This is a genomic window from Actinokineospora diospyrosa (assembly GCF_024171925.1).
In the GTDB taxonomy this organism is placed as follows: domain Bacteria; phylum Actinomycetota; class Actinomycetes; order Mycobacteriales; family Pseudonocardiaceae; genus Actinokineospora; species Actinokineospora diospyrosa.
The window spans coordinates 483,794-504,880 of record NZ_JAMTCO010000001.1; the positions used below are offsets into that span (position 1 = coordinate 483,794).

At 68.1% G+C, this 21,087-nt stretch carries 16 protein-coding genes; 2 read left to right on the top strand and 14 right to left on the bottom strand.

Annotated features, from left to right (window positions below; genetic code table 11):
* Positions 1–29 precede the first annotated feature (29 nt).
* Together LV75_RS01875 and LV75_RS01880 are read right to left on the bottom strand one after the other, a co-directional pair.
* Positions 30–233 (bottom strand): hypothetical protein, encoded by a 204-nt coding sequence (locus LV75_RS01875; protein ID WP_253884807.1) that lies wholly within the window; start codon positions 231–233, stop codon positions 30–32.
* Positions 230–2,770: a type 2 lanthipeptide synthetase LanM family protein gene (locus tag LV75_RS01880; protein ID WP_253884808.1), complete on the bottom strand. Its 2,541-nt coding sequence runs from the start codon at positions 2,768–2,770 to the stop codon at positions 230–232. Before LV75_RS01880 ends, LV75_RS01875 begins: the two co-directional genes overlap by 4 nt.
* 265 nt (positions 2,771–3,035) lie before the next feature.
* Between LV75_RS01880 and LV75_RS01885 the strand changes: the two genes are divergently transcribed.
* Positions 3,036–3,572 carry an RICIN domain-containing protein gene (locus LV75_RS01885; RefSeq protein ID WP_253884809.1) on the top strand — a complete coding sequence of 179 codons (537 nt, stop codon included), beginning with the start codon at positions 3,036–3,038 and terminating at the stop codon, positions 3,570–3,572.
* 134 nt (positions 3,573–3,706) lie between these two features.
* Here LV75_RS01885 and LV75_RS01890 read toward each other — a convergent pair whose 3' ends face one another.
* From LV75_RS01890 to LV75_RS01935, 10 genes are all read right to left on the bottom strand, one after another.
* Complete coding sequence (locus tag LV75_RS01890) at positions 3,707–4,093, bottom strand: hypothetical protein (RefSeq protein ID WP_253884811.1); 387 nt, start codon at positions 4,091–4,093, stop codon at positions 3,707–3,709.
* Between the two features lie 382 nt (positions 4,094–4,475).
* Positions 4,476–5,735 carry a glycosyltransferase gene (locus LV75_RS01895; protein WP_253884812.1) on the bottom strand — a complete coding sequence of 420 codons (1,260 nt, stop codon included), beginning with the start codon at positions 5,733–5,735 and terminating at the stop codon, positions 4,476–4,478.
* 7 nt (positions 5,736–5,742) lie between these two features.
* Positions 5,743–6,654, bottom strand: coding sequence for a phosphotransferase family protein (locus LV75_RS01900; protein WP_253884813.1), 912 nt, complete (start codon positions 6,652–6,654; stop codon positions 5,743–5,745).
* Positions 6,655–6,909: 255 nt separating this feature from the next.
* Positions 6,910–7,626: a hypothetical protein gene (locus LV75_RS01905; protein ID WP_253884814.1), complete on the bottom strand. Its 717-nt coding sequence runs from the start codon at positions 7,624–7,626 to the stop codon at positions 6,910–6,912.
* Positions 7,623–8,813 carry a sugar efflux transporter gene (locus LV75_RS01910; protein WP_253884815.1) on the bottom strand — a complete coding sequence of 397 codons (1,191 nt, stop codon included), beginning with the start codon at positions 8,811–8,813 and terminating at the stop codon, positions 7,623–7,625. The genes LV75_RS01905 and LV75_RS01910 overlap by 4 nt, the downstream gene beginning before the upstream one ends.
* 75 nt (positions 8,814–8,888) lie before the next feature.
* A complete protein-coding gene (locus tag LV75_RS01915) occupies positions 8,889–10,400 on the bottom strand; it encodes a glycosyltransferase (RefSeq protein WP_253884816.1) in 1,512 nt (503 codons plus the stop codon).
* A gap of 72 nt (positions 10,401–10,472) precedes the next feature.
* Positions 10,473–11,423 (bottom strand): ornithine carbamoyltransferase, encoded by a 951-nt coding sequence (locus LV75_RS01920; RefSeq protein WP_253884817.1) that lies wholly within the window; start codon positions 11,421–11,423, stop codon positions 10,473–10,475.
* A 21-nt stretch (positions 11,424–11,444) separates the two neighbouring features.
* Positions 11,445–12,539 carry an inosamine-phosphate amidinotransferase 1 gene (locus LV75_RS01925; protein ID WP_253884819.1) on the bottom strand — a complete coding sequence of 365 codons (1,095 nt, stop codon included), beginning with the start codon at positions 12,537–12,539 and terminating at the stop codon, positions 11,445–11,447.
* 74 nt (positions 12,540–12,613) lie between these two features.
* Positions 12,614–13,510 carry a TauD/TfdA family dioxygenase gene (locus LV75_RS01930; protein ID WP_253884820.1) on the bottom strand — a complete coding sequence of 299 codons (897 nt, stop codon included), beginning with the start codon at positions 13,508–13,510 and terminating at the stop codon, positions 12,614–12,616.
* A 236-nt stretch (positions 13,511–13,746) separates the two neighbouring features.
* Positions 13,747–14,700 (bottom strand): UDP-glucuronic acid decarboxylase family protein, encoded by a 954-nt coding sequence (locus LV75_RS01935; protein WP_253884822.1) that lies wholly within the window; start codon positions 14,698–14,700, stop codon positions 13,747–13,749.
* Positions 14,701–15,307: 607 nt separating this feature from the next.
* Between LV75_RS01935 and LV75_RS01940 the strand changes: the two genes are divergently transcribed.
* Positions 15,308–16,330: a hypothetical protein gene (locus tag LV75_RS01940; protein ID WP_253884824.1), complete on the top strand. Its 1,023-nt coding sequence runs from the start codon at positions 15,308–15,310 to the stop codon at positions 16,328–16,330.
* A 66-nt stretch (positions 16,331–16,396) separates the two neighbouring features.
* On the opposite strand, the gene LV75_RS01945 is transcribed toward LV75_RS01940, so the two are convergent.
* Both LV75_RS01945 and LV75_RS01950 read right to left on the bottom strand, forming a co-directional pair.
* A complete protein-coding gene (locus tag LV75_RS01945; protein ID WP_253884825.1) occupies positions 16,397–17,335 on the bottom strand; it encodes a Dyp-type peroxidase in 939 nt (312 codons plus the stop codon).
* Positions 17,332–21,075, bottom strand: a complete 3,744-nt coding sequence (locus LV75_RS01950; RefSeq protein ID WP_253884826.1) for a S8 family peptidase — start codon at positions 21,073–21,075, stop codon at positions 17,332–17,334. Before LV75_RS01950 ends, LV75_RS01945 begins: the two co-directional genes overlap by 4 nt.
* Positions 21,076–21,087 lie beyond the last annotated feature (12 nt).

Here is a 21,087-nt window from a genome sequence, read left to right on the forward strand (position 1 = left end):
AGTCGGCGATCGATGCGGTGAAAACCCGGTCAGGCTATCGTCTGCGACACCGTGGCCGAGGTTTCGTTGCCGAGCAGCCAGGTCGTGGCGATGGTGACCGGTAGCCCGGCCAGCGCGCACATCCTCGCCGTCACCCGGGACAACGCCGGTAGACCCAGCTCACCCACCGGGTTCTCGGTGTCGCCCGCGTCGTCGATCCCGTTCAGCGCGCGGTCATCCGGTACTCGGTTCATTCCCACCCATCTTCCCCTCTTCTTCGGTTCCACCGACTCCGTTCGGCCGATGGCGCGAGGGACAGCACGGACGGAACGCCAAAACCCAGGCGCAGCAGTCCGTATCCGATCCCCGCGAGTCCGGTCAGCAGTCCCGGTGAGGGCACCCCGCCGGGTGTGCCGCACCGCGGACCGCGTTGGTCCAGTGTGCCCAGCAGCAGTCCCGTCCGCCGGGTCAACAGCGATCGCGCGTCGTCACGCCCACGCTCGGCTAGAAGTACCAGTGCTTCTAGCACACCCAGCTCGCCGTGGCACAAGCTCATGTCCCGCAACGGTTCCGGCCCGGGAAGCCTGTCCGCGCCCGCCAGCACCATACCGGCCACCCCGGAGCACCAGCCCATATCCACGCCCACTGCGCCGCGCGCGGGTATCCCCAGCGCCCAATCGGCCCCCGCCACCCCTCGGGCGAATCCGCCTTCGGACAAGGGAATCCGGCTGAGCTGATCGGTGTACCGCTCCGCCAATCGGGCGGCCTCGGTCGACCCGGTCTCCGCGTGCACCGAGCGCATCGCGACCGCGGCGCCCGCGATCCCGTCGACTACGGCGAACTCCGCACAATCGGGCATAAGCGACACTGTGCCGTCGACGAGGTTCGTGTCCATGTCCAGCAGCGAGGCCATTCTGGCCAGGGCGTAAGCGATTCCACCGAGACCGTGGAAGCCGCCGGGGCCCACCGCGCGCACCAGGTCAGGCGCGGCGGCGAAAGACCGGAGCAGACCTGAGATCGGCCGCAGTGCCGCGTGGGCAGCATCGAGGTAGCGGGTACCACCGGTCAGTTCGCCCAATTGGGCCAAGAACAGCGCGACACCGGTGTATCCAGTGGAGAATCCCGCGCCGAGGGACATGACCGCCCAGTACCGGTCGTCGACCAGTTCGAGGCCCATCCAGTTCGTCCGATCGGGGCCCACGCTGGCGTGCGCGAGGATCATGTCGCCGATGCCGCACGCCGCGGTGAGCAGCCTCTGCTGGTCGGGCGGCACGACAGTGTTCGCGCAGTGCCGCCTCTCGTCGCCGCTGTGGCGAACCGGACCCGATCTGCTGCCGAGGGCCGCGCGGATCACCCACCGCTGGTCGCACCGGTCGATGTCGCCCATCGCCGCGATCTTGGTGCGCACCGCGGTGAGCCCGTCGTGCGGCAACAGGTCCGGCAGGCGCTCACCCGTGCTGGTCCACAGGTCGCGGGACCCCGGCCGGGTGGTGAACAGCGGGATGTCACCGGCCCACAGTTCGCGCGTCTCGTGCCGCACCAATGCGCGCAACAGCGGGTGGTCCTGGGATAGATCGTCTAGGGTGCTGAAGAAGCGGTCGCGGTCGGCGGGATCGCGCAGCACCTCAGGATGGGTGGACTCGTCCAACAGCGTGGCGTACAGCCGGGTCGGTCGAGCGATGACCCTGGTCTCGTCGTCCGTGCACGCGCCGATGAGATCGAGCAATTCGTCGCGGTGCAAGGCGATCGCGTCGTAGGCGAGGTCGAACCCCGCTAGCAGGGCGACTTCGTGGTCGGTCGGTTCAACGGCCTTCCCGTCGAACACCGGCCGGTTGTGCCTTCCCGCCGCTGTGCCGGGGACGCGAGCCAGTCGCATCCGATCGGTCCCGGCGTCGACCCAGCTGACGACGTCCACGGGAAGTGGGGCACCGTCGTCGCCACCAACACCGGAGATGTCGACGGCTCCGTTGTCGCCGAGCATCACCAGTGGCAGCAAAGCCGTGCGCTGCACCGAACGCGCCAGCGCGAGGTTGGCCGGGTCGTCGGTGATCGGCAAAGTGGGGTGGAACAGGGTTTCGACGTCCACGAGCACCGGTTGATCGCCGCACGCGATCAGGTTCTCGCAGTGCATGTCAGTGCCGTCTAGGGCGTATACCAACGCCAGCAGCGCGCCGAGCCTGCGGTAGAAGGCGTTCACCGCGGCCACATCGGCGCAAGGGGTGGGCGCGACGAACTCCAGCCACCCATAGCCGTCGCGCGGCAGTAAACGCAGTGAGCGCAGAGTGATCGACGTGCGTTCGCTCAACCAGGCGAGCTGGTCGTTGAAGTGCGCGTGCAGGGTGATGGGCCGCGGTCGATAGACCAAACGCCGACCATCGGCGAACCGCAGGACCGACACCGAGCGCCCGCCCCGATGGGCGTCACCCTGCCCGGTCTCGATGGCCACCGGGTCACCGGGATCGACCCCGTCGAACAACGTCTCGGTGATCAGCGCGCGGTCAGCGGCGAACCGGTCGGCCAACTCACGTCCGCTGTCGGTGCTCTGCTGCGCCGCTTGGACCAGCAGCTGCGCCAGAACCGGATAGCGCGCGAACAGGTCGTCGCGGTCGAGTGTGCGGCAGAAGTACGCGAAGCGCTCCTGCGGGGTGTCACCGCGCAACGCGTTGCGGCCCCGAGCTCGGCCGAGCTCGAGGACGAGGGTGCGCACCGCGATCCGGACGTGCCCGGTGTCGATGCCGACGGATTCCCCGAGCGCTACTTGCCAACCCTGGCCCGGGACGGTTGCTGTCACCCGAACAACATGCTGGGGCAGACCAGGTCGCGCATGGGTAACCGGTACCCATCTTTGCCTGCCCGGGGCGGCCGGGAAACTGGGGGCGCGGCACCCGTGCGCGCGAACCCCCGCCTCGATGAATCTCTTGCAGACGAACGGTGGCGTTGTCCGTCGGACCGCTGTTCGGTCGCCACTGCGGCCTGATCCGCCACCGATTCCCCACATCCCGGCAGGACGTCTCGACCCGTGGTCGACGGCCGGGTTTCCCAAGAGAAGGAGTTCCATGAGTTCGTTCATCAAACGTGTGGCCGCGATCGTCGCACTGGTGCTCGCGCCGATCCCGGCGATGACCGCGTCGGCCACCGCATCCACCGAATCGGCGGCGGGCATCGGGCCGGTCACCGCCACCTACCGCATCTACAACCACGACAACCGCCTGGTCTGCCTGGACATCCCCCGCGGCAGCACCGCCAACCACAAGCCGGTGCAGGTCTACAACTGCAACGGTGGTCTCAACCAGCTCTGGGACTACGTCTCCGAGCCCGGGACCCCGTTCCCCGGTTACGGCTACCTGGTCAACCGGGCTTCCGGCAAGTGCGCCGATGTCAAGCGCGCCTCCACCGTCGCCGGTGCCCCCGTGGAGCAGTACACCTGCTACCCCGGTACCAGGAACCAGCTGTGGACCTACGACATCATCACGCTGCAGTGGCGTGTGCTGCACAGTGGCCAGTGCCTCGTGGCGAGGGTGCCCGGCCCGGACGTCGACCTGATGCAGGACAACTGCACCGGTCCCTTCAGCAAGCGCTGGGACCTGTTCTGACCGACCGTGGACCCCGCCGACGTCGGCGGGGTCCACGGACCGGGGTGCTACGAGCCCACAGCGGGCGCCCACTCGTCTAGTCTGATGTGGACACATGTCTCGAGTTCGGCCGCACTACGGCGCCGAGGCCCGTGCTACTTGCTCACAAGCAGATCCCAGCCGGTGAAGCCGGACCGGCACGTGTGGCTGACCCACGCGATGGGGGAGGGGGTGTCGCCGTTGTCGCCCGCGTTGTCGCAGGCGGTGTTCGTGCCGAAGGTGGCGATGTAGACATCGGTGTACGTGCCGGTGGTCTTGGGCTCCCCGAGCAGGTCGTACCCGGCAACCCCGTTGCGGCAGTCGTAGTCGACGAAAACCCCACCCGCCACCGCGCGGTTGCCCGCGTCGGTGCACTGGCTCAGCGTCGGGAAAGTAGCGATGTAGACGGTAGGGGTGGGGGTAGCAGTGGCAGGTGTCCCCAGCACGAGCGCGGCGGCGGCACCGGCCACGGCGGCGAGGGCGATCCGAGAGGTTGTCGACATACGAGTACCTGCGGACATGGTGTTCTCCAGTCTTCGAGGTGCTTCCCGCCGCGGACATGTCTGTGTTGCCACACGGCGTCACCGACGTTAACCGGTCCCCAAAGACCCAAATGGACTGTTTGCGGGTCGCCGCCGCCCACACTCCGTGATCTTGACGCCCGCCCACCGCCCCACCACCACCCCCGGCGTGCGACGATCCCCAACGGAGTAACGACCTCCACCGCCACCCTCCGCACTCGACTGTGTCCCCAACCACGACGCCGCGCACCCGCCCCGCGTGCCCCGTTCGGTGGCACGACATGCAACCACCGCGCCAGTCCAAGAGGCGACCTACTCGGCCCGCGGTCGACTTCGAACGTCCTCGCAGGCCTCGGGTTCGCGGCTATCGCGCGTCAGTCGGCTTCAGCGAGTCTGAAACCAGGGTGTGGGTTCCGATGCGCTCGGCCTCCTGCAGGATGTCCGGTCCCCACCTCTTCCAGAGGCCGCGCAATCGAGAGGTGACGATGACGAGGTCATGCGAAGCGGTCCTGAGCGGGGTGCGGATTCCCAGCGCATGCACTCTCGGTGATGGTGAATGGCCTTGAAGGTTGCCGATGAACTCGGCATCGAAGTCGATGAGGGTGTACGCGGAGTCGCGGGGAAGCATGTCTTCCAGAACCGCTCCGCAACCGATCACCGCGACCCGGGCGGCAGCCGAGCGGGTCGCGGTGATCGCGGCTCGCACCTCGTGCCGCACATCGATGGGTGCGGCTGCTTCGCGCCAGGCCAGGAAGGTGGCGTACTCGTGCTCGAAAGACGGCTCGATCCGGCCTGAGCCGTACATCGCGCCGAAGATCTCGGTCTCGGGCGCGGGGTGCCTGTCCCAGACCTTCCACGAGTTCGACCTGCCTGCGAGGTCGTTCGCCGCCTGGTCCCGATCGTGGGGGATCTCGATGCACCAAGCGTCCGCGGCCACCCGCATCGCGAGGCCCGCCTTGGTGAGGCGGTAACCCAGTTCCAGGTCCTCGCCTCCCCAACTCTCGAAACTCTCGTCAAAACCACCTGCTGATGTGAAGTCGGTGGTTGAGACCGAGAGATTCCCCGACCAGCAGTCAACCCACGGTGCGACCAGACCGCTCAAGTCGAACTTGAGGCGTTCATAGCGTGAATAACGCAGGTCTTGGAAGCCGGCATCCCCTAGACATCGGCGCATCGTCTCGTCTGGGCCGAGCTCCTCAAGGAGATGCGCGAGCGGGCGATATGGTTGCCAAGGGTTGTAGCCGTGCGTGAAACCCACTGCGAACTTTCGGTCGTCATCAGCGTGGGCGTCAATATGACTCTGGACAAAGTCACGTCCAGTCAACGTACCTGCGTCGAGGAATATCAGCAGGGGCGATGTTGCCGCGCGGGCTCCGAGGTTTCTCGCGCGAGCGACGCGGAATCCCCGGTCCTCTTGGTAAACGTAGTTGATCCGGAGGAGCCGAGTGAACTTTCGGACCACATCCCGGGTCTCATCGGTTGAGCCGTCATCGGCAACGATGACCTCGAACTCTTCGCGGTCCAGGTGCTGGCCCGCCAGGCTGCGCAGTTGGCGCTCGAGGAACGGCGCGCGGTTGTACGTCGGGATGATGATCGACGCCTGAGGTCGTCGCTGATCAATCACGACTGGTTCACGCCAGGGTGTTGATCAGGGTGGTTACGTAAGTGTCGAGCCGCTGCTCCAGGTCTCGCGTCGTCAGGTCCGTCCGTCCCGCTCCCTGCCACGCCTGCGCCCACAAGTGCACTTCCTCGGAGCACGACAACCCGTCGCGCACCAGCCAGTACAGTCGCTCGCTCGCTACCGAGGCCAGCACTCCACCCGCTTCCTCGTACGCCTCGACAAACCGCAGACCCCAGTGCGGGCCGTGCAGCAGCGCGAGATTGGTGCAGCAGTGCGCGACATCGAGGTCCGCGGGGCCCCAGGAGGTCGCTGCCCAGTCGACGACCGCGGTGATCCGGGCGTCCGCTGGGCGTGCGGGCGGCACGTCGAACAAGACGTTCCCAGGTTGGAAGTCTCGGTGCAGGAACCGTCCCTCGTAGGGCGGCGCGGGCTCGCGGATCACATCGATCGCAGCGGCCCACGCCACAGCGTCGGCACCTTCCGGTACCACAACACTCTCGGGAGTCGTCAACGTCTTGAATTCCCGCGGCTGTTCGGCGGGCCGCAGTGCGTGGATCGACACGAGTTGACGAGCGAGCAGAGGAACGCGCGACTCCACGCCTTCGTCATCGAGGATCGAGCGCCCCGCCACATGTGTCATCAGCAGCGACGGATACTCGCACCGCACAGCGGTCGGATCGACGGCAACCAGCCCAGGAGCCAGTACATCCGTGCCCGCGAGCAGCGTCAGCGCGTCGGCTTCCCTGGTCAGCGCGTCCTCGGCTTGCTCGACGTAGATCGGGTCGACGAAACTCCGCAGTACGAGGTGACGAGTGCCCCCGTCCGGTGTGCCGATGGTCAGCCGCCGCATTTCGGCCGTGATGCCGCCGTGCAACACCTCTGCCCGGAGGATCCGTTCGCCTGCCCCCAAGTGCTCGCTCACCCAAGCCAGGGTTGTTGGTCGGACAATTGCTTCCTGATCATGGTTGGCCACCGCTCCATCTGACCACGCGGCGGCGATACCCGCAAATGCCCTGCCGAGTACTCGGTTGCCCACTGGGCTCCCGGTCCGCGGGATCGGCCACACACCGAAATGCGCACGCGACCGACACGCATCTCTCGTCACCACTCATACAACTCGTCAGTGGTGTGATCGTTCATCGAATCCCCGCGATAACCGCTGGGTGCGCGCGATTGGTCAGCCGGTCGTGTTCCCGAAGTCGATGCGGATCACGATCGCGGTGGTGTTGTCGGCGTGGTGGCCCGCGACGCGGATGGCATCGTCGACCAGGCGGTTGGCTGTCGCCTGCGGGTCGGCACCCAGGAGGTGCACTTTCTCGGTGATCTCGGCGGTGGTCAGTGTCTTGTGGACGCCGTCACTGGTGAGCAGCACGTGGTGGGGTGTGGGGTCGGTGGCGGGGATCAGTCCGGTGGCGACGGTGGTGGCTGTGGCGCCGACAAGGGTGGTCAGGACGTAGTCGTCGAGCTGATCGAGCACTGGACCGGGCGCCAAACCCATGTGGGACGCCTGGGAACCGACGGTGTGGGCGGGGGTCCAGTGCGTCAGCCCGGTGTCGGGGCGCCAGGTGTGCACGGCGGCGTCGCCGACGTGGGCGATGTCGATCCGCCCCTCGTGGTCGACCGTGACGACCGCACCGACGGCGTCGGGTGGGCCCGCGGGGTGGGGGTAGAGATCGGCGGCGGCGAGCAGACCGGTCAGGGCCTGCCGGTGGCTGCCGACACGGGCGGCGACCTGCGCGGCCAGCACGGCGGTGTCGACCACCACCGGATCGCTACCGATCCCGTCGACCAGTGCTGCACCGAAACGGCCGTCGGGCAGGTGGTGCACGGCGGCGGCGTCGGCATTGGTGGGCTTGCCCCCGAGACGGGTGGCGATCGCGGCGGTGAGGATCATCGACTCCCTGCCCCATTCTGCTTAACCCGGCTCACGAGCAACAACAGCACACCGAGAGCGGACATCACCAGACTCATCAGGTACGCCGTGCGGTAGCCGAGCTGCTGGGCGAGCCCGAGGAGCGGCCCGGCCACCATGATGCCGATGGTGATCGTGTTGACGTACAGCGTCGTCGCGAACCCCGGCCGATCCGGTGCCATGGCTTGGAAGTAGGAGATGCCGATTCCCATCACCGAGGAGATCACCACCGCGCTGAGCACCTGCGCGGCCGCGATCTGCCACACCGCGTCCGTGGCCAGCATGACGCTCTGGTAGGCAAGGGCCACAACGGCGCCGAGCACGATGATCCGGTGCTGGTCCACTTTGACCGCCAGCACTCCGAAACCGAGCATCAGCGGGATCTCCAACGCGGCGCACAGGCCGAGCACCAGTCCCGCGTCGCCAGCCGTGCCACCCAGTACGTCCGTGATGAACAGCGGCATCGCGTTCACACCCAGCGCCGAGCCGCCTTGCAGCAGAGCGAAAGCAGGCGCGGCGAACGCGAACTGGACGCCGAGCCCGCCCCGCCGCTGCTCCGGCCGCGCTGACCCCGTGCTGCCCAGTTCCGGCAACCGGACCGCCAGCAGCGCGACCACGAGGTAGAAAGCCGTTGCCGCGAGGAACATCCCGCCGAACCCGGTCTTCGCCACGAGCAACGCGCCGACGGGTGGCCCGGCGACCCACGTCAACGAGATCAACGTCCGCAGGATGCTGATCACCAGCGGTGCCCGCGCCGAGTCGGTGCGCTCCAGCGACTGACGCGCGTAGGCGAACATCTGCGCGATCAACGACGACGACACCGCCAGCAGGGTCACGGACACGGCCAGCAACACCCAGTACGACCGGACCACCGCGAAAAGCGCGGATCCGGTGGCACCGGCCACCGCCCCGATCACGAGCAAGTTCCGGCGCACCGCGCGCCGGTCGGAGACCCGTGCCAGCAGCGTGCTCGCGACCAGACCGGCGGCGGGGGAGATGAACAGGAACGCACCGAGCGCGGCCGGACTGGCCTTGACCCCGTCGGCCAGGAAGAGCCCCGTGAACGGCATCGTCAACGCGGTCGGCAGCCCGACCAACACGCTGAGCGAGGCCAACGGGAGCAGCGCTCGGGGGCTCAGCGGGGAGCGGGTCGCGCTCGGGGCCTTCACCCGGTCCCCCTCGCCGCCATCCGGACGTTTATCGACCATTCTCCCGCCAGGTGAACTCGGTGATTCCGTGCACGATCAGCCGAGGTCATTGATGACAACGGGTCGACGGAGGTGAAAGGCGTACCCTTGTGCCACCAGTTTCTCGACCAAGCTCTTCGGCAGCGTACACGTGTCCGTGGATGGGCACAGGGTGACATCCACCGGCTCGGGGATTTCTGGGTCGATGGTGAAACTCTGCTGTCCGCGATGGGGGTCGTCGATGCGCAGGACTTGATCCGAGTAGCTCACCCACGGCGCGAGGACGTAGGACGCCCCGTCTTCGAAAGCGAGTGGGTTCTTCATCCCGTATGCCTCGAAGAAGAGTTGCGCGGTGGGGTCGTCGTAATCCGCGTAAATCTTGCGCTCGCTGCCGAACCGCACCCTCTGCTTGTCGAGGTGCTGGAGAACCGGCGACTTCCGCAGCGGTACGGGATCTCCAAGTGGGCTGTCGAGCAGTTCGGCCGCGCGGGTCACCGCGGCACGCTCGGAGAACTCTGTGCGCGCCCTGTCGAGGGTGGCGTCGTCCACGGCGAGGGTCGCCATCCTGTCCGTCGCGGTCAGGATGGCGTTCGCCAGTGTGCCGGGGTCGACGACCGGTCCCCTGGTCGACCTGCGGACGGGAACCAGTGTCAGGTGCGGGAACCACTCCTGCCACCCGCGGGGACCGCCCCACTCCGTCGTCACCACCTGATGACCGTTGACCAGGGACGCCAGCACGGACGAGCCGAAGTTCTCGTCGGAGAGCAAGGTCGGGTGCACGAAGATGTAAGGCTCCGAGTGCACGTTGTAGAAGAGCCAGTCGCGCGGTTTGGTCCCGTGCCACGTCACCGCGTCCGCCAGGCCCAGCGATTCGGCGAGCTCTCGCAGGTAGCCGCCGTAGTCCGGGTATTCGAAGCCCATCATCGGACTCCCGGGGTTCGCCTCGCCGCCGAACACGTCCAGCGTGATCCGCGGAGCGCTGTCGTGGGCGGTGCGCAGGATCCACATGGCGAACAGCAGGGTGTGCAGGTTCTTCTGCTCCGCGACGCGCCCGACGTAGGCCAACCGCGCCGTTTTGAACTTCGTGCCGCGCTCCGCGCCAGACACCTTGAACTGGTCCACCAGTGGAAAGGGAATAACGCTGATCCGGGCGTTCGGGAAGCAGAGGCGGGTCGCGGCGGCTTCCGATCCGGAGGCCACGACGAACACGTCCCGCTCGGTCAGCAGGTCCGGAAGCGCACCGAAAGCGTGAAAGCCCTCGGTGGAGTCGCCGTGCACGTAAACGATCATCGGCGCGTCGACCGCCAACCGCGACCGCAGGTGCAGAGCGATCTCCACGGTCCCCGGCGTCACGGTGGCCAGAACGATCATCTTCACCCGTGCCGCGAGAGCCTCGACGTCCTGCCTGATCCCCGGCAGCAGGGGCGCGCACAGCACGCGGACCCGCTCCCGCTCCCGCCGGGCGATGCCGGTCCAGACCCGCTCGATGGCCGGAAAGATCTCCTGCATGCTCCACCACCAGTCCTTCTCCCGGGTGGTCAGCACCAAGATGTCATCGTTGTTCGACATGTACCCTTCCCATGATCTGATACCGGCACCGTCAGGCTCAGACGCGCGTGGATCGCGACTGCTCGGCTTTGTTCAGCGCACCGCGCCCGTTGTCCACAGCAGCGCCGCCGCGGCGGCGGAAGCCTTGTGGTAGGCCTGCCGCTGCACGAGCGAGGTCACGCTGTTGCCGTCCAGGACATCGGAAGTCACCTCCTGCCCCCGGACCGCGGGGAGGTCGTGCATGAACACCGCCTCGGTCGATCCGCTGAAGCGCCGCACCAAGTCCTTGGTGACAGCGAAGTCCGCGAAACGCGACAGCCAGTCCGGGTCTTGGCGGGCGGCGCTCATCGAGTGCCACCGCGTCGTGTAGACGGCGTCGACCGGGTCCGGTGTGGACGGTATCTCGTTGTACTGGCGCACGACGTCCCCGCCGCGAATGGCGTTCAGCGACTCGACCTCCTTCGCGGAGAAGCCCGAACCATCTGGGCTGTAGACGTCGAGGCCGCGGAACGGCAGCTTGCAGACGAGCAGCGCCAGCGCCCGTGCGGTGTTGTTCACCTCGCCCAGATAGGCCAAACGCAGATCCTTGACATCACCGAAGTGTTCGCGCAGCGCGCAGAGGTCCGCGATCGCTTGGGTGGGGTGCTCCTCGTGGGTCAGGGCATCGATCGTGGCCGGTACGTGCACCGCCAACTCAGCCAGGTCGCGCTGCGGGCCGTTGGTGCGCGCGACGACGACGTCGAGGTAGTTCGCCAGCATGGCGCCGGTGTCGCCCCATGTCTCACCGGTGGAGAGCTGCAGATCGGCCTGACCGAGGTTCAGCACGTCGCACCCCAGGGTCTGCGCCGCGCTCCAGAACGAGATCCGGGTCCTGGTCGACGGCGCGGTGAACACCAGGCCCACCCGCGTCCGGGCCAACCGGTCCGCGAAAGCCTCCGGTTCCTGTCCGTAACGGAACGCGATGTCGCCGAGGTCGGTGATGTCCTCCGCGGTCAGGTCCGCCAGGCTCAACAACGGTCGTCTGTTCTTACGTCCTGCAGTCACTGAAATCCCTTCGTTCTCTGATCAGTCCAGATAGCGTTCGGGTCCACCCGCGCGCACTGTGTCCAATGTGACGCAGTGGAATCCACCACCGAGCACCCGCGAGTGGCGCAACCGGCGCGGAGCGACCGTGATGCCCTTGGACTCCAGCAACCGGATCAGCTCGGGCTGGTTGCGATCGACGATGGCCAGGTCCTGGCTGACCATCAACAGGTTCATCCCCACCCACGGCGTGCTCAACGTACGGGGGAGCAGTGGCGCCACTGGCTCGTTGATCGGCGGGCACCACAGCACGTCCCACCCGCGCAACACATCCGGGATGGTGTCCGGCTTCACGCGCGAGGGGTTAAGCAGCACCAGACCCGGCCGCAGGAAGCAGATCGTGCTGTCGATGTGGGTGCCCTGGTACAGGCCGCGCAGCGGGTGCACCCGGATGTCGCCCAGCAGCCGCAACGTCGACTGCAACCAGCGCATACCGATCTCGTTGCCGCTGCGGGAGACCTGGTAGAACACGTCACGGCCCAGGCGCAGGACGTTGGCCGCCTCGAACGCGGGCTCCGCCTCGCCCAGCGTCGGGTTACCCGCCTCGTCGGTGCGGAACAGCTCGTCGCGCAGTTGCGGCCGCGGGGCGCCCAGCCAGTGCGCGCCGCGCACCAGGTAGTCCTGGAACAACTCCCGCAGGTTGGACAGCTCGAAGTACCGGCCGCGCGACGGGCTCGGCGTCTCGATGATCGTCGAACCCACGACGAGGGCGAGGTCCCGGGGGCAGTACGAATGACGTCCCCGGGTGCGCCAGCCGGGTCCGCCGAACTCCTGCTCGTGATCGGAGGCGGGCGGCTGGTGGACCACCACACCCATCTCGCGCAGCGTCGTCACGAGATCAGCCAGGTCCTCGTTCGTCTCCTCGATCACCCGCTCGGGGAACTGCCCGCCGACCTGTTCCCGTTCCGGTGCCGAGAGCTCGGGGTAGTCGTTGAGCCAGGCCGAGAGATCGGTCTGCGCCGGGACGCCCGCGCGGGTGGCGTCGCCGACGATGACCTCCCGCAGCGGGGTGAACTCGTCCCACGAGTTCACCGCCTTCAGCGGGTACTCCGGTGATGTCGCGCCATTGCCGTTCATGTCCACTTCGGACCTTGTGCTGGGCCGCACTGTCACGTTTCCGTCCTCCTCTGTCCTTCGACTGTCCTGGTGGGTTAGTCCGGTATGCGCGTGCCCCAGCGGCGGAAGGTGAGCGCGGATCCGCAGATCATGGTCCGCATCAGCCAGCGGTCGGTGCCGTCGTAGCGCGCGGTGAACGGCGTGCGGGCGTGCACGACCCGCTTGTTGTCGAAGATCAGCAGGTCGCCCCGCGCCATCACGTGGGAGATGGCGGCCTCGTCCAGCGCCGCGCCGAGCTCGCGCAACGCCTCCGCCGCCTCGGTGTCGGCCTCGTCCAGGGGCTCCAGGTGGTGCGTGTCGTAGGCGATCTCCGGTGACGACGCCGACCCCGACAAGATCGGGAGGCGGCGCATCGACACCTCACCCGCCAGCACGTGCGCGGGGTCCGGCCGCACGTGGTAGCGCGGCTGGCGGAGAACGGCGATGTGGGCGGGTGCGAGGTCGACGTCCCTCGCCTGGGAGTACTTGGACGCCGCGGTGGGATCACCCCGCAGGCACAACAGGCCCGCGTAGTCGCAGCGGTCATCGCGGAAGCTGTCCTCGCAGTGCCAGTCGAGCATGCCGGTGCTGCTCTGGCTCGTCTGGGTGAACTCCATCTTCCGCACCGGCACCATGTTCTGCACGACACGGCCGTGGTAGAGGCTCGCGTAGTTGAACGGCTCGCCGAGCATGGTCGTCACCGACGCCAGCAGCAGGGAAGCCCGCTGCGCCTGCCCGGGCGGCGGCGGCGCGTACGGCGCCTTCGCCGTCTCGGGGAACTCCGCGCTATCGGGCAAGAGCCCGCGCACGAGGATCACGTCCCCTTCCGGCGCGTAGCGCCGGTATTCGATGACGCCGCGGCGCAGGTCGGCGGGCAAGAGCGGTGTGGCCGCGAGTGCCAGATCGACGAACTCGTCCGGCGTGCACGTCTCAAGGTCTCTGTCGTCGATCAATCGACCAAGCGCGGACCACAGTTCTTCAGCATCGTGCGGCCGCACCTCAATCGTTGAGGTAGGTGACTTCGTGATGGCCTTCACTCCGAGTCCTCCTGTTCAGCCTTCATCTCCGATGTGGACACACTTGACGGCATACGCCAGTAGCCTCCCGTTGGTTGATCTCATTCGACGGCTGCCTGCCAGGCGCTGTGGCCGCGCTCCGGACTCGGGCCGTCCGCACCACGTGCCCGAGGTCAACCAGTCTGCTTGAGTCGGTTCCTGAACCAGGCGATCGTTCGGCGGAGCCCTTCTTGGATCGAGATCTCGGGTTGCCAATCGAGCAGGTTCTTGGCGAGCGTGATGTCGGGCCTGCGCAGCCGCGGGTCGTTCTGCGGCAACGGGACGTGGCGCACCGGCGAGTCCGATCCGGCGAGCCTGCAGATGCGGTACGCGATCTCCAGCACGCTCAGTTCGTACTCGCTGCCGATGTTGACCGGCCCGCTGTGACCGGAGTGCAGCAAGCGCACGATGCCCTCCACGGTGTCCTCTACATAGCAGAGCGACCTGGTCTGGGTGCCGCCCCCGGCGACTGTCAGCGGCTGCCGCAGCAACGCTTGTTTGATGAAGGTGGGGACCATGCGCCCGTCGTCGACGCGCATCCGTGGGCCATAGGAGTTGAACAACCGCACGATCGTCGTGTTCAGGTCGTGGGTCACGCGGTACGCCGTTGTGACGGCTTCGCCGAATCGTTTTCCCTCGTCGTAGACGCTGCGTGGGCCGATCGGGTTGACGTTGCCCCAGTACTGCTCCGGCTGTGGGTGAACCTCCGGATCGCCGTAGACCTCACTGGTGGAGGCCAGCATCATCCTGGCGTCCTTCGCCCGGGCCAGGTCGAGCATGTGCATGGTGCCGACCGAGCTGACCAGCAGGGTCTCGATCGGCCTGCTCAGGTAGTCCGGCGGCGACGCGGGCGAGGCGAAGTGCAGCACGGCGTCCACCGCGCCGTCGACCCGCCAGGCGTTGGTCACGTCGACGTCGACCAGGCGAAACCCGGTGCGGCCCATCAGGTGTGCGACGTTCTCCGGTCGACCGGTCGAGAAGTTGTCCAAGCAGACGACGTCGTGGCCGTCGTCGAGCAGCCGCGTGGCCAGGTGGGAGCCGAGGAACCCGGCCCCACCGCTGATGACCACCCGCAGGCCGTTGCGCACAGAGTCCTCCTCATGTCCGGCCGGAACTCACTGGTTTGATCGCTCGGGATCGGTGCTGAGTCGCGCCACCAGGGGCATGTTCAACCGCCGAGAACCGGCGGTTGAACGTCTCGCGGGCGCAACCGCGGGCATCAACCGTGCTGGCGATGTCGTGGCGCCGTCGGCGTCGGACACAAATCCCCCAGTGAGATTTATCTGTACCCAGGCTTCGTTTGAAACAACCCGGCAGAACGGGAATCCATTTCGCGTTGTTGGTCGCGTCGGGTACCCAGTTCGCTGGCTGAATGTTTGGTTCGCGGCACTCAATGGCCTTCATCGATGAAAGCACGGCTTCACTGCGTGGTCAAACGGGTGCGGAAGTTGGCGGCGTGCGGACTTGGAATGACTCGATTATCGAAAGAATGCCAGACGCCCAGTACCTCGTTCTGGGACGAGTCAAACATGATTCTCGTGCTGACGCGAAAAGCTGCCGCACTGGGCGCCCAGCCCAATCGCGCGCCGAGGCAACGGCTGCCGCGTGTGCGTTACCTCTGCTACGGTCGTGGGGAATTCCTCAGGCCAGACAAGCAAAGCGGACCTGGTCACGGCAATATGAACGGAGGCCATCGTGGCACGTTGGGGGAATGTGTTCATCGCGGCAACCGCTGTAGATTTCCCGCCCGCCATCCCGGTGTCGCGAGCAGTGGCCAACGGCGATTACCCGGCGAAACTCGCCGAGCGCACCGAACAGCGTTCCGTCACCGTTGCCCCGGCGGACGAACCTCCGGGCGCGTTCGCCGCCCGAGCGGCCAGGTCCGCTCTCGCCAACTCGGGGTACGACTTCGACGACGTCGGACTCTTCGTCCACACCTCCGTCCTGGACCCGTCCCCCCGCATGTCGAACCCCGCGTCATGGCTTGAACGGGAACTCGGCCGAGGCGGATTCCGCGACGTCGCGCAACTGATGAACGGCTGCGACGGCGTCATGACCGGGCTCCGCTGGGCCGCCGCACACCTCAGCTGCGACGACGAGAACCCGGCCGCACTGATCAGCGCCGCCGAGAGTTGGCAACCGGCCGAGGTCATCGACCGTTGGACAGTGGACCCGGACGCGCCGTTCGGAGACGGCGGAGCCGCCCTGGTCCTCGCCAAGGACCACGGAACCGCCCGCCTGCTCGCGGCGACGACGTACACCCAGCCCAGCCTGGAAGGGGTCCACCGCGGCCCGCGCGTGTTCGGTCACGGCGCGAGCCTGCCGGTCACCCTCACCGACCGCTCCCGCGCCTTCTACACGACATCCGCCATCTCCCGCGAAGAAGCCTGGAAGATGCGCGGAACCGGAATCCGCGTCGTGATCGAGCGGGTGTTGGCCCACGCAGGCATCGAACGCAAGCGGATATCCCGCGTCGTACTCCCCTTCAAGGGCCGCCAAGTGCTGGACCAGGAGTACCTGCCCTACCTCGACAAGCTCGAGCCCGCGCAATCCAGCATCGAGCGAGGACTGGAGATCGGCCATCTAGGCGGAGCGGACCCCATCGCCTCTTTCCACTTCGCGACCACCTCCGGCGAGCTCACCTCCGGCGACCTGGCCATCATCTACAGCGAGGGCGTGGGCATCGTCCAATCCGCCGCCCTCGTGGAGATCGTCTGAGTAGCCGCACAACTCCCCGAACACCTCGATCGGCAGGGTGCGACAGCGCGAGGGACCGAAGGCCGCCTAGGCCAGCAAGGTCTGTCGCGGGTCGGATGCGGGGAGGAGGAAGAAGTAGCCGCCGCCGAAGGGGAGGGTGTAGCGCTCCAGGGCTTCGCCTGCCAGGCGGGACTGGATGGTGGCGAAGCCTTTGACCAGGTCTCGTTGGTAGCAGATGAAGACGTGGCCTTCGTTGTCCGGGGTGAGGCGGTAGGTGTAGCCGCGGCGGAGGATGGGGGTGGCTGCTTGGTTGGCCCGGCGGATGTGGGAGTCGAAGGGGATCGTGCTGCCGTGGGGGTCGGCGGGGTAGTTCGGGAGGTCGTGCTCGCCTTGTTGGCCGAGGGGGGCGCCGGTGGCTTTGTGGCGGCCGAAGACGCGTTCCTGGGCAGGAACGGAGTCGGCGTTCCAGATGGGCATGGCGAGGCGGATCAAGCGGACCACCTGGTAGCTGCCGCCCACGGTCCAGGGGGGTTCGGGGTCCTCGGGGTGGATCCGGATGTGCGGGTCGGGGTCCGCGGGGTTGGCGGTGCCTTCCTTGAAGCCGAACAGGTTCCGGTCGTGGCGGGCGGCGGTCATCTGCCAGCGCGGGGTGAGGTCGGGGATGTCGGGCACGGTTCCGACCGGGTGGTCGGCCGTCAGTTGGACGAGCACATCGCCGTGGCACCAGGCCGGGTCGAGGACGTCGTTTCGGAAGGCGGGCATGGGGGTCAGGAGGCGGGGGCGGGTCAGGCCGAAGCGGGCATCGAACAGCGAGGCGCCGACGGACACGGCGGCACCTGGGAGCGACCGGGCGGCCTCTAGCGCGGTGGCGAGGCCTGCCCGGTCGCGAGCGGTGACGTCGAAGGCGTGCAGCGCGGTGTGCGGGGCCGAGGACACCGGCGGGTGCGCGGCAACCTCGGGAGCCGCGCAGCTCGCGACGCCCAAGGTGCCGACCGCGGCCAGGAACGACCGCCTGTCCACGGTCACGGTGTTCGCGCCACCCCGACCGCCATCGCGCCGGTCCCCGCCACCGCCGGGTCGACGATGACCACGTAGCTCCCGGCCACGGCCAGTTCCGGCAGGTCGTACGGGGTCAGGTCGGTCCGTACTACGCGGTCGACCAACCGGGTGCCGTCCGGCCGCAGGACAGTCAGCGCGAAGGTCTTGTTCGCGAAGGTGTTGTTCGCGAACGTCACCCGCAACCTGTCGCCCACGACCCCGCTGAACGACACCTGCCCGTCCTGTCCCGCCCGGGTCACCGACAGGTTCACCGCCGCACCGCCGATAGTGACCAGGCCGCCGTCTACAGGTGTCGACAGCGTCGTGAGCACCGACCCGGTGACCGCACTCGCGGGGTTCACCGCAAGCTCGTACGTCCCGGTCGCGGGCAGCACTTCCAGTTGCAGACTCCCCGGCGCACCGACCGACACCAGTTCGCTGACCGTCCCATCTGGACGAACAAGCTGCACGTGCTGACCGTCGATTCCGGCTCCCGGGTTGGTGAACCCGACGTTGAGCCGTTGCCCTGCCGTGCCCGTGAAGGTGAACCTGGTGCGCTGCCCCGGCCTACCCGCGCTGGCTGTGCGTCCGGAGCCGGTGGTCGTGATCGCACCGCCCGCGGTTTCCTGCGACAGCCACACAGCGAACGACCCCGTCCCGGAGCCACCGTTGACGACCACCTCATAGGCACCCGTAAGCGTCAGCCTCGGCATTGCCGTGGTCGCGCCGAGGCCAGTCGGGGTGATCACGGCGCCAGTGGGGTCGATGACGTACCCGCCCGGTGTGCCCGCGCCGAGCGAAACGGTGGTGTACGCCAAGCTCAACCGCTGCCCGGCGGTGCCGGTGAAGGTGAACCGACCCTGCTGCCCCGGCCGCGGGAGGGAAGCGAGCCTGCCTGTGGTGCCGGTGGTGAGCTGGCCACCGAGGAACTCGTTGGACAACCACACCTTGCCCGCGGCCGCTTGACCGGAGTGCACGCCCACCAGGATGCGGTGGCGGCCCGCTACCTGCGCCTGGAACCGGCCCACGCCGTTGAGCAGCAGAGTCTGGCCAACCCGCGTGCCGTCCGCGTCGAAGACGTCGATCGAGCGGGGCGCCGTAGATCCGGTCAGGTCGGTGAAACCGATGTTGTACCAGGCTTTCGCGGCCGCGTCGAACGTCACGTCGGCGAACTTGCCCGCCGACGAGAATGAGAAGGCGTGGCCCGGAGCAGCGGTGTCAGTGGTGCCCGCTGCCGCGCGCGATACCGAAACCGTGGCCGAGCCTGCCCCGGAACCGTCAGGATCGACCACGATCTGGTACGTCCCAGCGGAAGTGGCGATCGGCAACGGGATCGAGCGCCCGGCTCCCGTGGCCGCGTACGACGGCTCCTGGTTGGGCTCGACGCTGAACGCGCGCCCCGCCGGGTCCGTCACCCACACCCGTGTCGCCGCGTTGAAAGTGTTGTCGTCCAAGCCGATCCCCAGCCGGTCGCCTGCCGCGGCGGTGTACCTCAGGCGCACGGACTTGTCAGCCGCCGCGGTCGCCGTGATCCCCACGCCGTCGATCGTGAGGTCGCCCGCTTCGACGATGTCAGCCGGACCCGCGACGACGAAGAAGTGGGTCGTCGGCGGTGAGGCGGTCAGCCCGTTGTACGAGCGGACCGTCAGCGTGCGTGACCCCGCACCCGGGGCGATGCTCACCTTGACCTCGCCGCTGCCCACAACCTCCTTGGGCTGGCCGTCGGTGTCGAGCTGGTAGGTGTAGCGAGTCACCTGCCCCGCACCCCCGGGCCGGAACGAGAACGTGCCCGCACCGCCCGCCACGCCGTTCGGGTGCCCATCCGCCGGGTAGTCCGAAGAGGACACTACCGGTGCCTGCGGTGCGGGCTCGGTGACCAGGAAGTCGTACCGCGTCGCGGCTGACGGGTCACCCGCGGCGGTGTACGCCCGCACCGTCAAGGCTCGGCGACCACCCGCCGTCGGGGTGACGGTCACCGTGGCCTCGCTGCCCGCCACCTCGATGGGCGCCGCCGTGTCGAGTTGGTAGGCGTACTTGACGACCGGCACGGCGTCGCCCGCCCGGAGGGTGAACGTGCCCGGCACACCGATCCCACCGTGCGGCTGACCGTCGGCGGGGTAGACCGTCGACGACACGACCGGTGGCGCCGGTCGCGGATCGGCCAAGGTCAGCGTCCAACCCAGCAACGCGCCCTCGTCGAACCCGAAGCTGTCCTGCACGACCAGCTTCCACTTGCCGTTGGCGTCCACCGCCGTCAGGTCGCCGATCGGGAAGGTCTGGTCGAGGTCGGCGACTGAGTCCCCGCTGTCCGGCGACTTGAGCACCCGCTCGGCCCCGTTGGGCGCGATCAGGCGCACCGCCAGGTCACCGCGGCAGGGGTGCTGCGCCCGCACGGCGACGCGGGCGGTGCTGGACACGGCGCGGTCGCACGCGGTCACATCCAGGGTCGCCTCGACGCTGCCCAGATCCGGGATCGGGCGCCGGGTGCTGTCACCGAGGACGCACTGCCCACGCGGCGGCGGCGAGGTGTGCAGCAACCTGTTGGGCGAACCCGGCTTGAGCGTGTCCGGCTTGAGCGCACCGGCGGTGGCGTTGTTGACGATCGCGGCGGTCACCTGGTCCGGCTCCAAGTTCGGCGACTCCGACAGCAGCAACGCCGCCGCGCCAGCCACGTGCGGCGCCGCCATCGAGGTGCCGAACAGGGTCACCGTGGCGTTGTCGGTGGCGTTGTGCGCGGACTTGATTGCTTCACCGGGCGCGAACAGGTCGAGGCACGGGCCGTAGTTGGACGCGCGGGTGATGCTACTGCCCGGGGTGCGCCACTCGGCGCGCTCGTCGACCGGGTTGCTGGCGCCGACGGTGATCGCGCGCGGCGTGCGGGCGGGACTGACGTCGCAGGCGTTGCGGTCGTCGTTGCCCGCGGCGAGCGCGTAGCTGAACCCGGTGCTGATGGACTTGGTGACCGCGGAATCCTGCAGTTCCGAGACGCCACCGCCGAGGCTCATGTTGACCACGGCGGGCGCCTGCCCGTTGGCGGTCACCCAGTCGACGCCCGCGACGACCTGGCTGGTGGTGCCGAAGTCCTCGCAGCCGAGCACCCGGACGGAGACGATCTTCGCCTTCTTGGCCACGCCGTAGGTCTTGCCCGCGATGGTGCCCGCCACGTGCGTGCCGTGGCCGTTGATGCTGCAGTCGCCGCCGTTCCAGCCGTCGTCGACCGCGTCGAAGCCGATGCTGGCCCGGCCCTCGAACTCGCTGTGCGTGGTGCGCACACCGGTGTCGAGGACGTAGGCGGTCACGCCCGCCCCGGCCGTGTCGTGGTAGCGGTAGCTGTCGTTGAGCACCGTGTCCCGTTGATCGATCCGGTCGAGGTCCCAGGGCGGCAGCACTTGATTGCCCGACGCGCGCACGACGACGTCGGCCTCGACCCGCGCGACCCGGGGGTCCGCGGCCAGCCGCTTCGCCTGCTCCTCGGTCGCGGTCATGGCGAACCCGTTGAGAGCGGCCCGGTACGCCCGATCCACCCGACCGCCGTGCTTGCCCACCAACGCTTTCGCCGCGCCGCGCTGGTCCGGCTTGAGCGCCACGATGTACTTGCCCGGCACGGCTTGCGCGCCCGCGGCCTTGTGCACCACGCCTTCGGCGGCCGCTGCCGCCTGCGTCGTGGTCACCACCCCGGCCGCGAGCACCGCGGCCACAACGGCCAGACTCCGCCACCTGATCGTCACTGCCACTTCCCC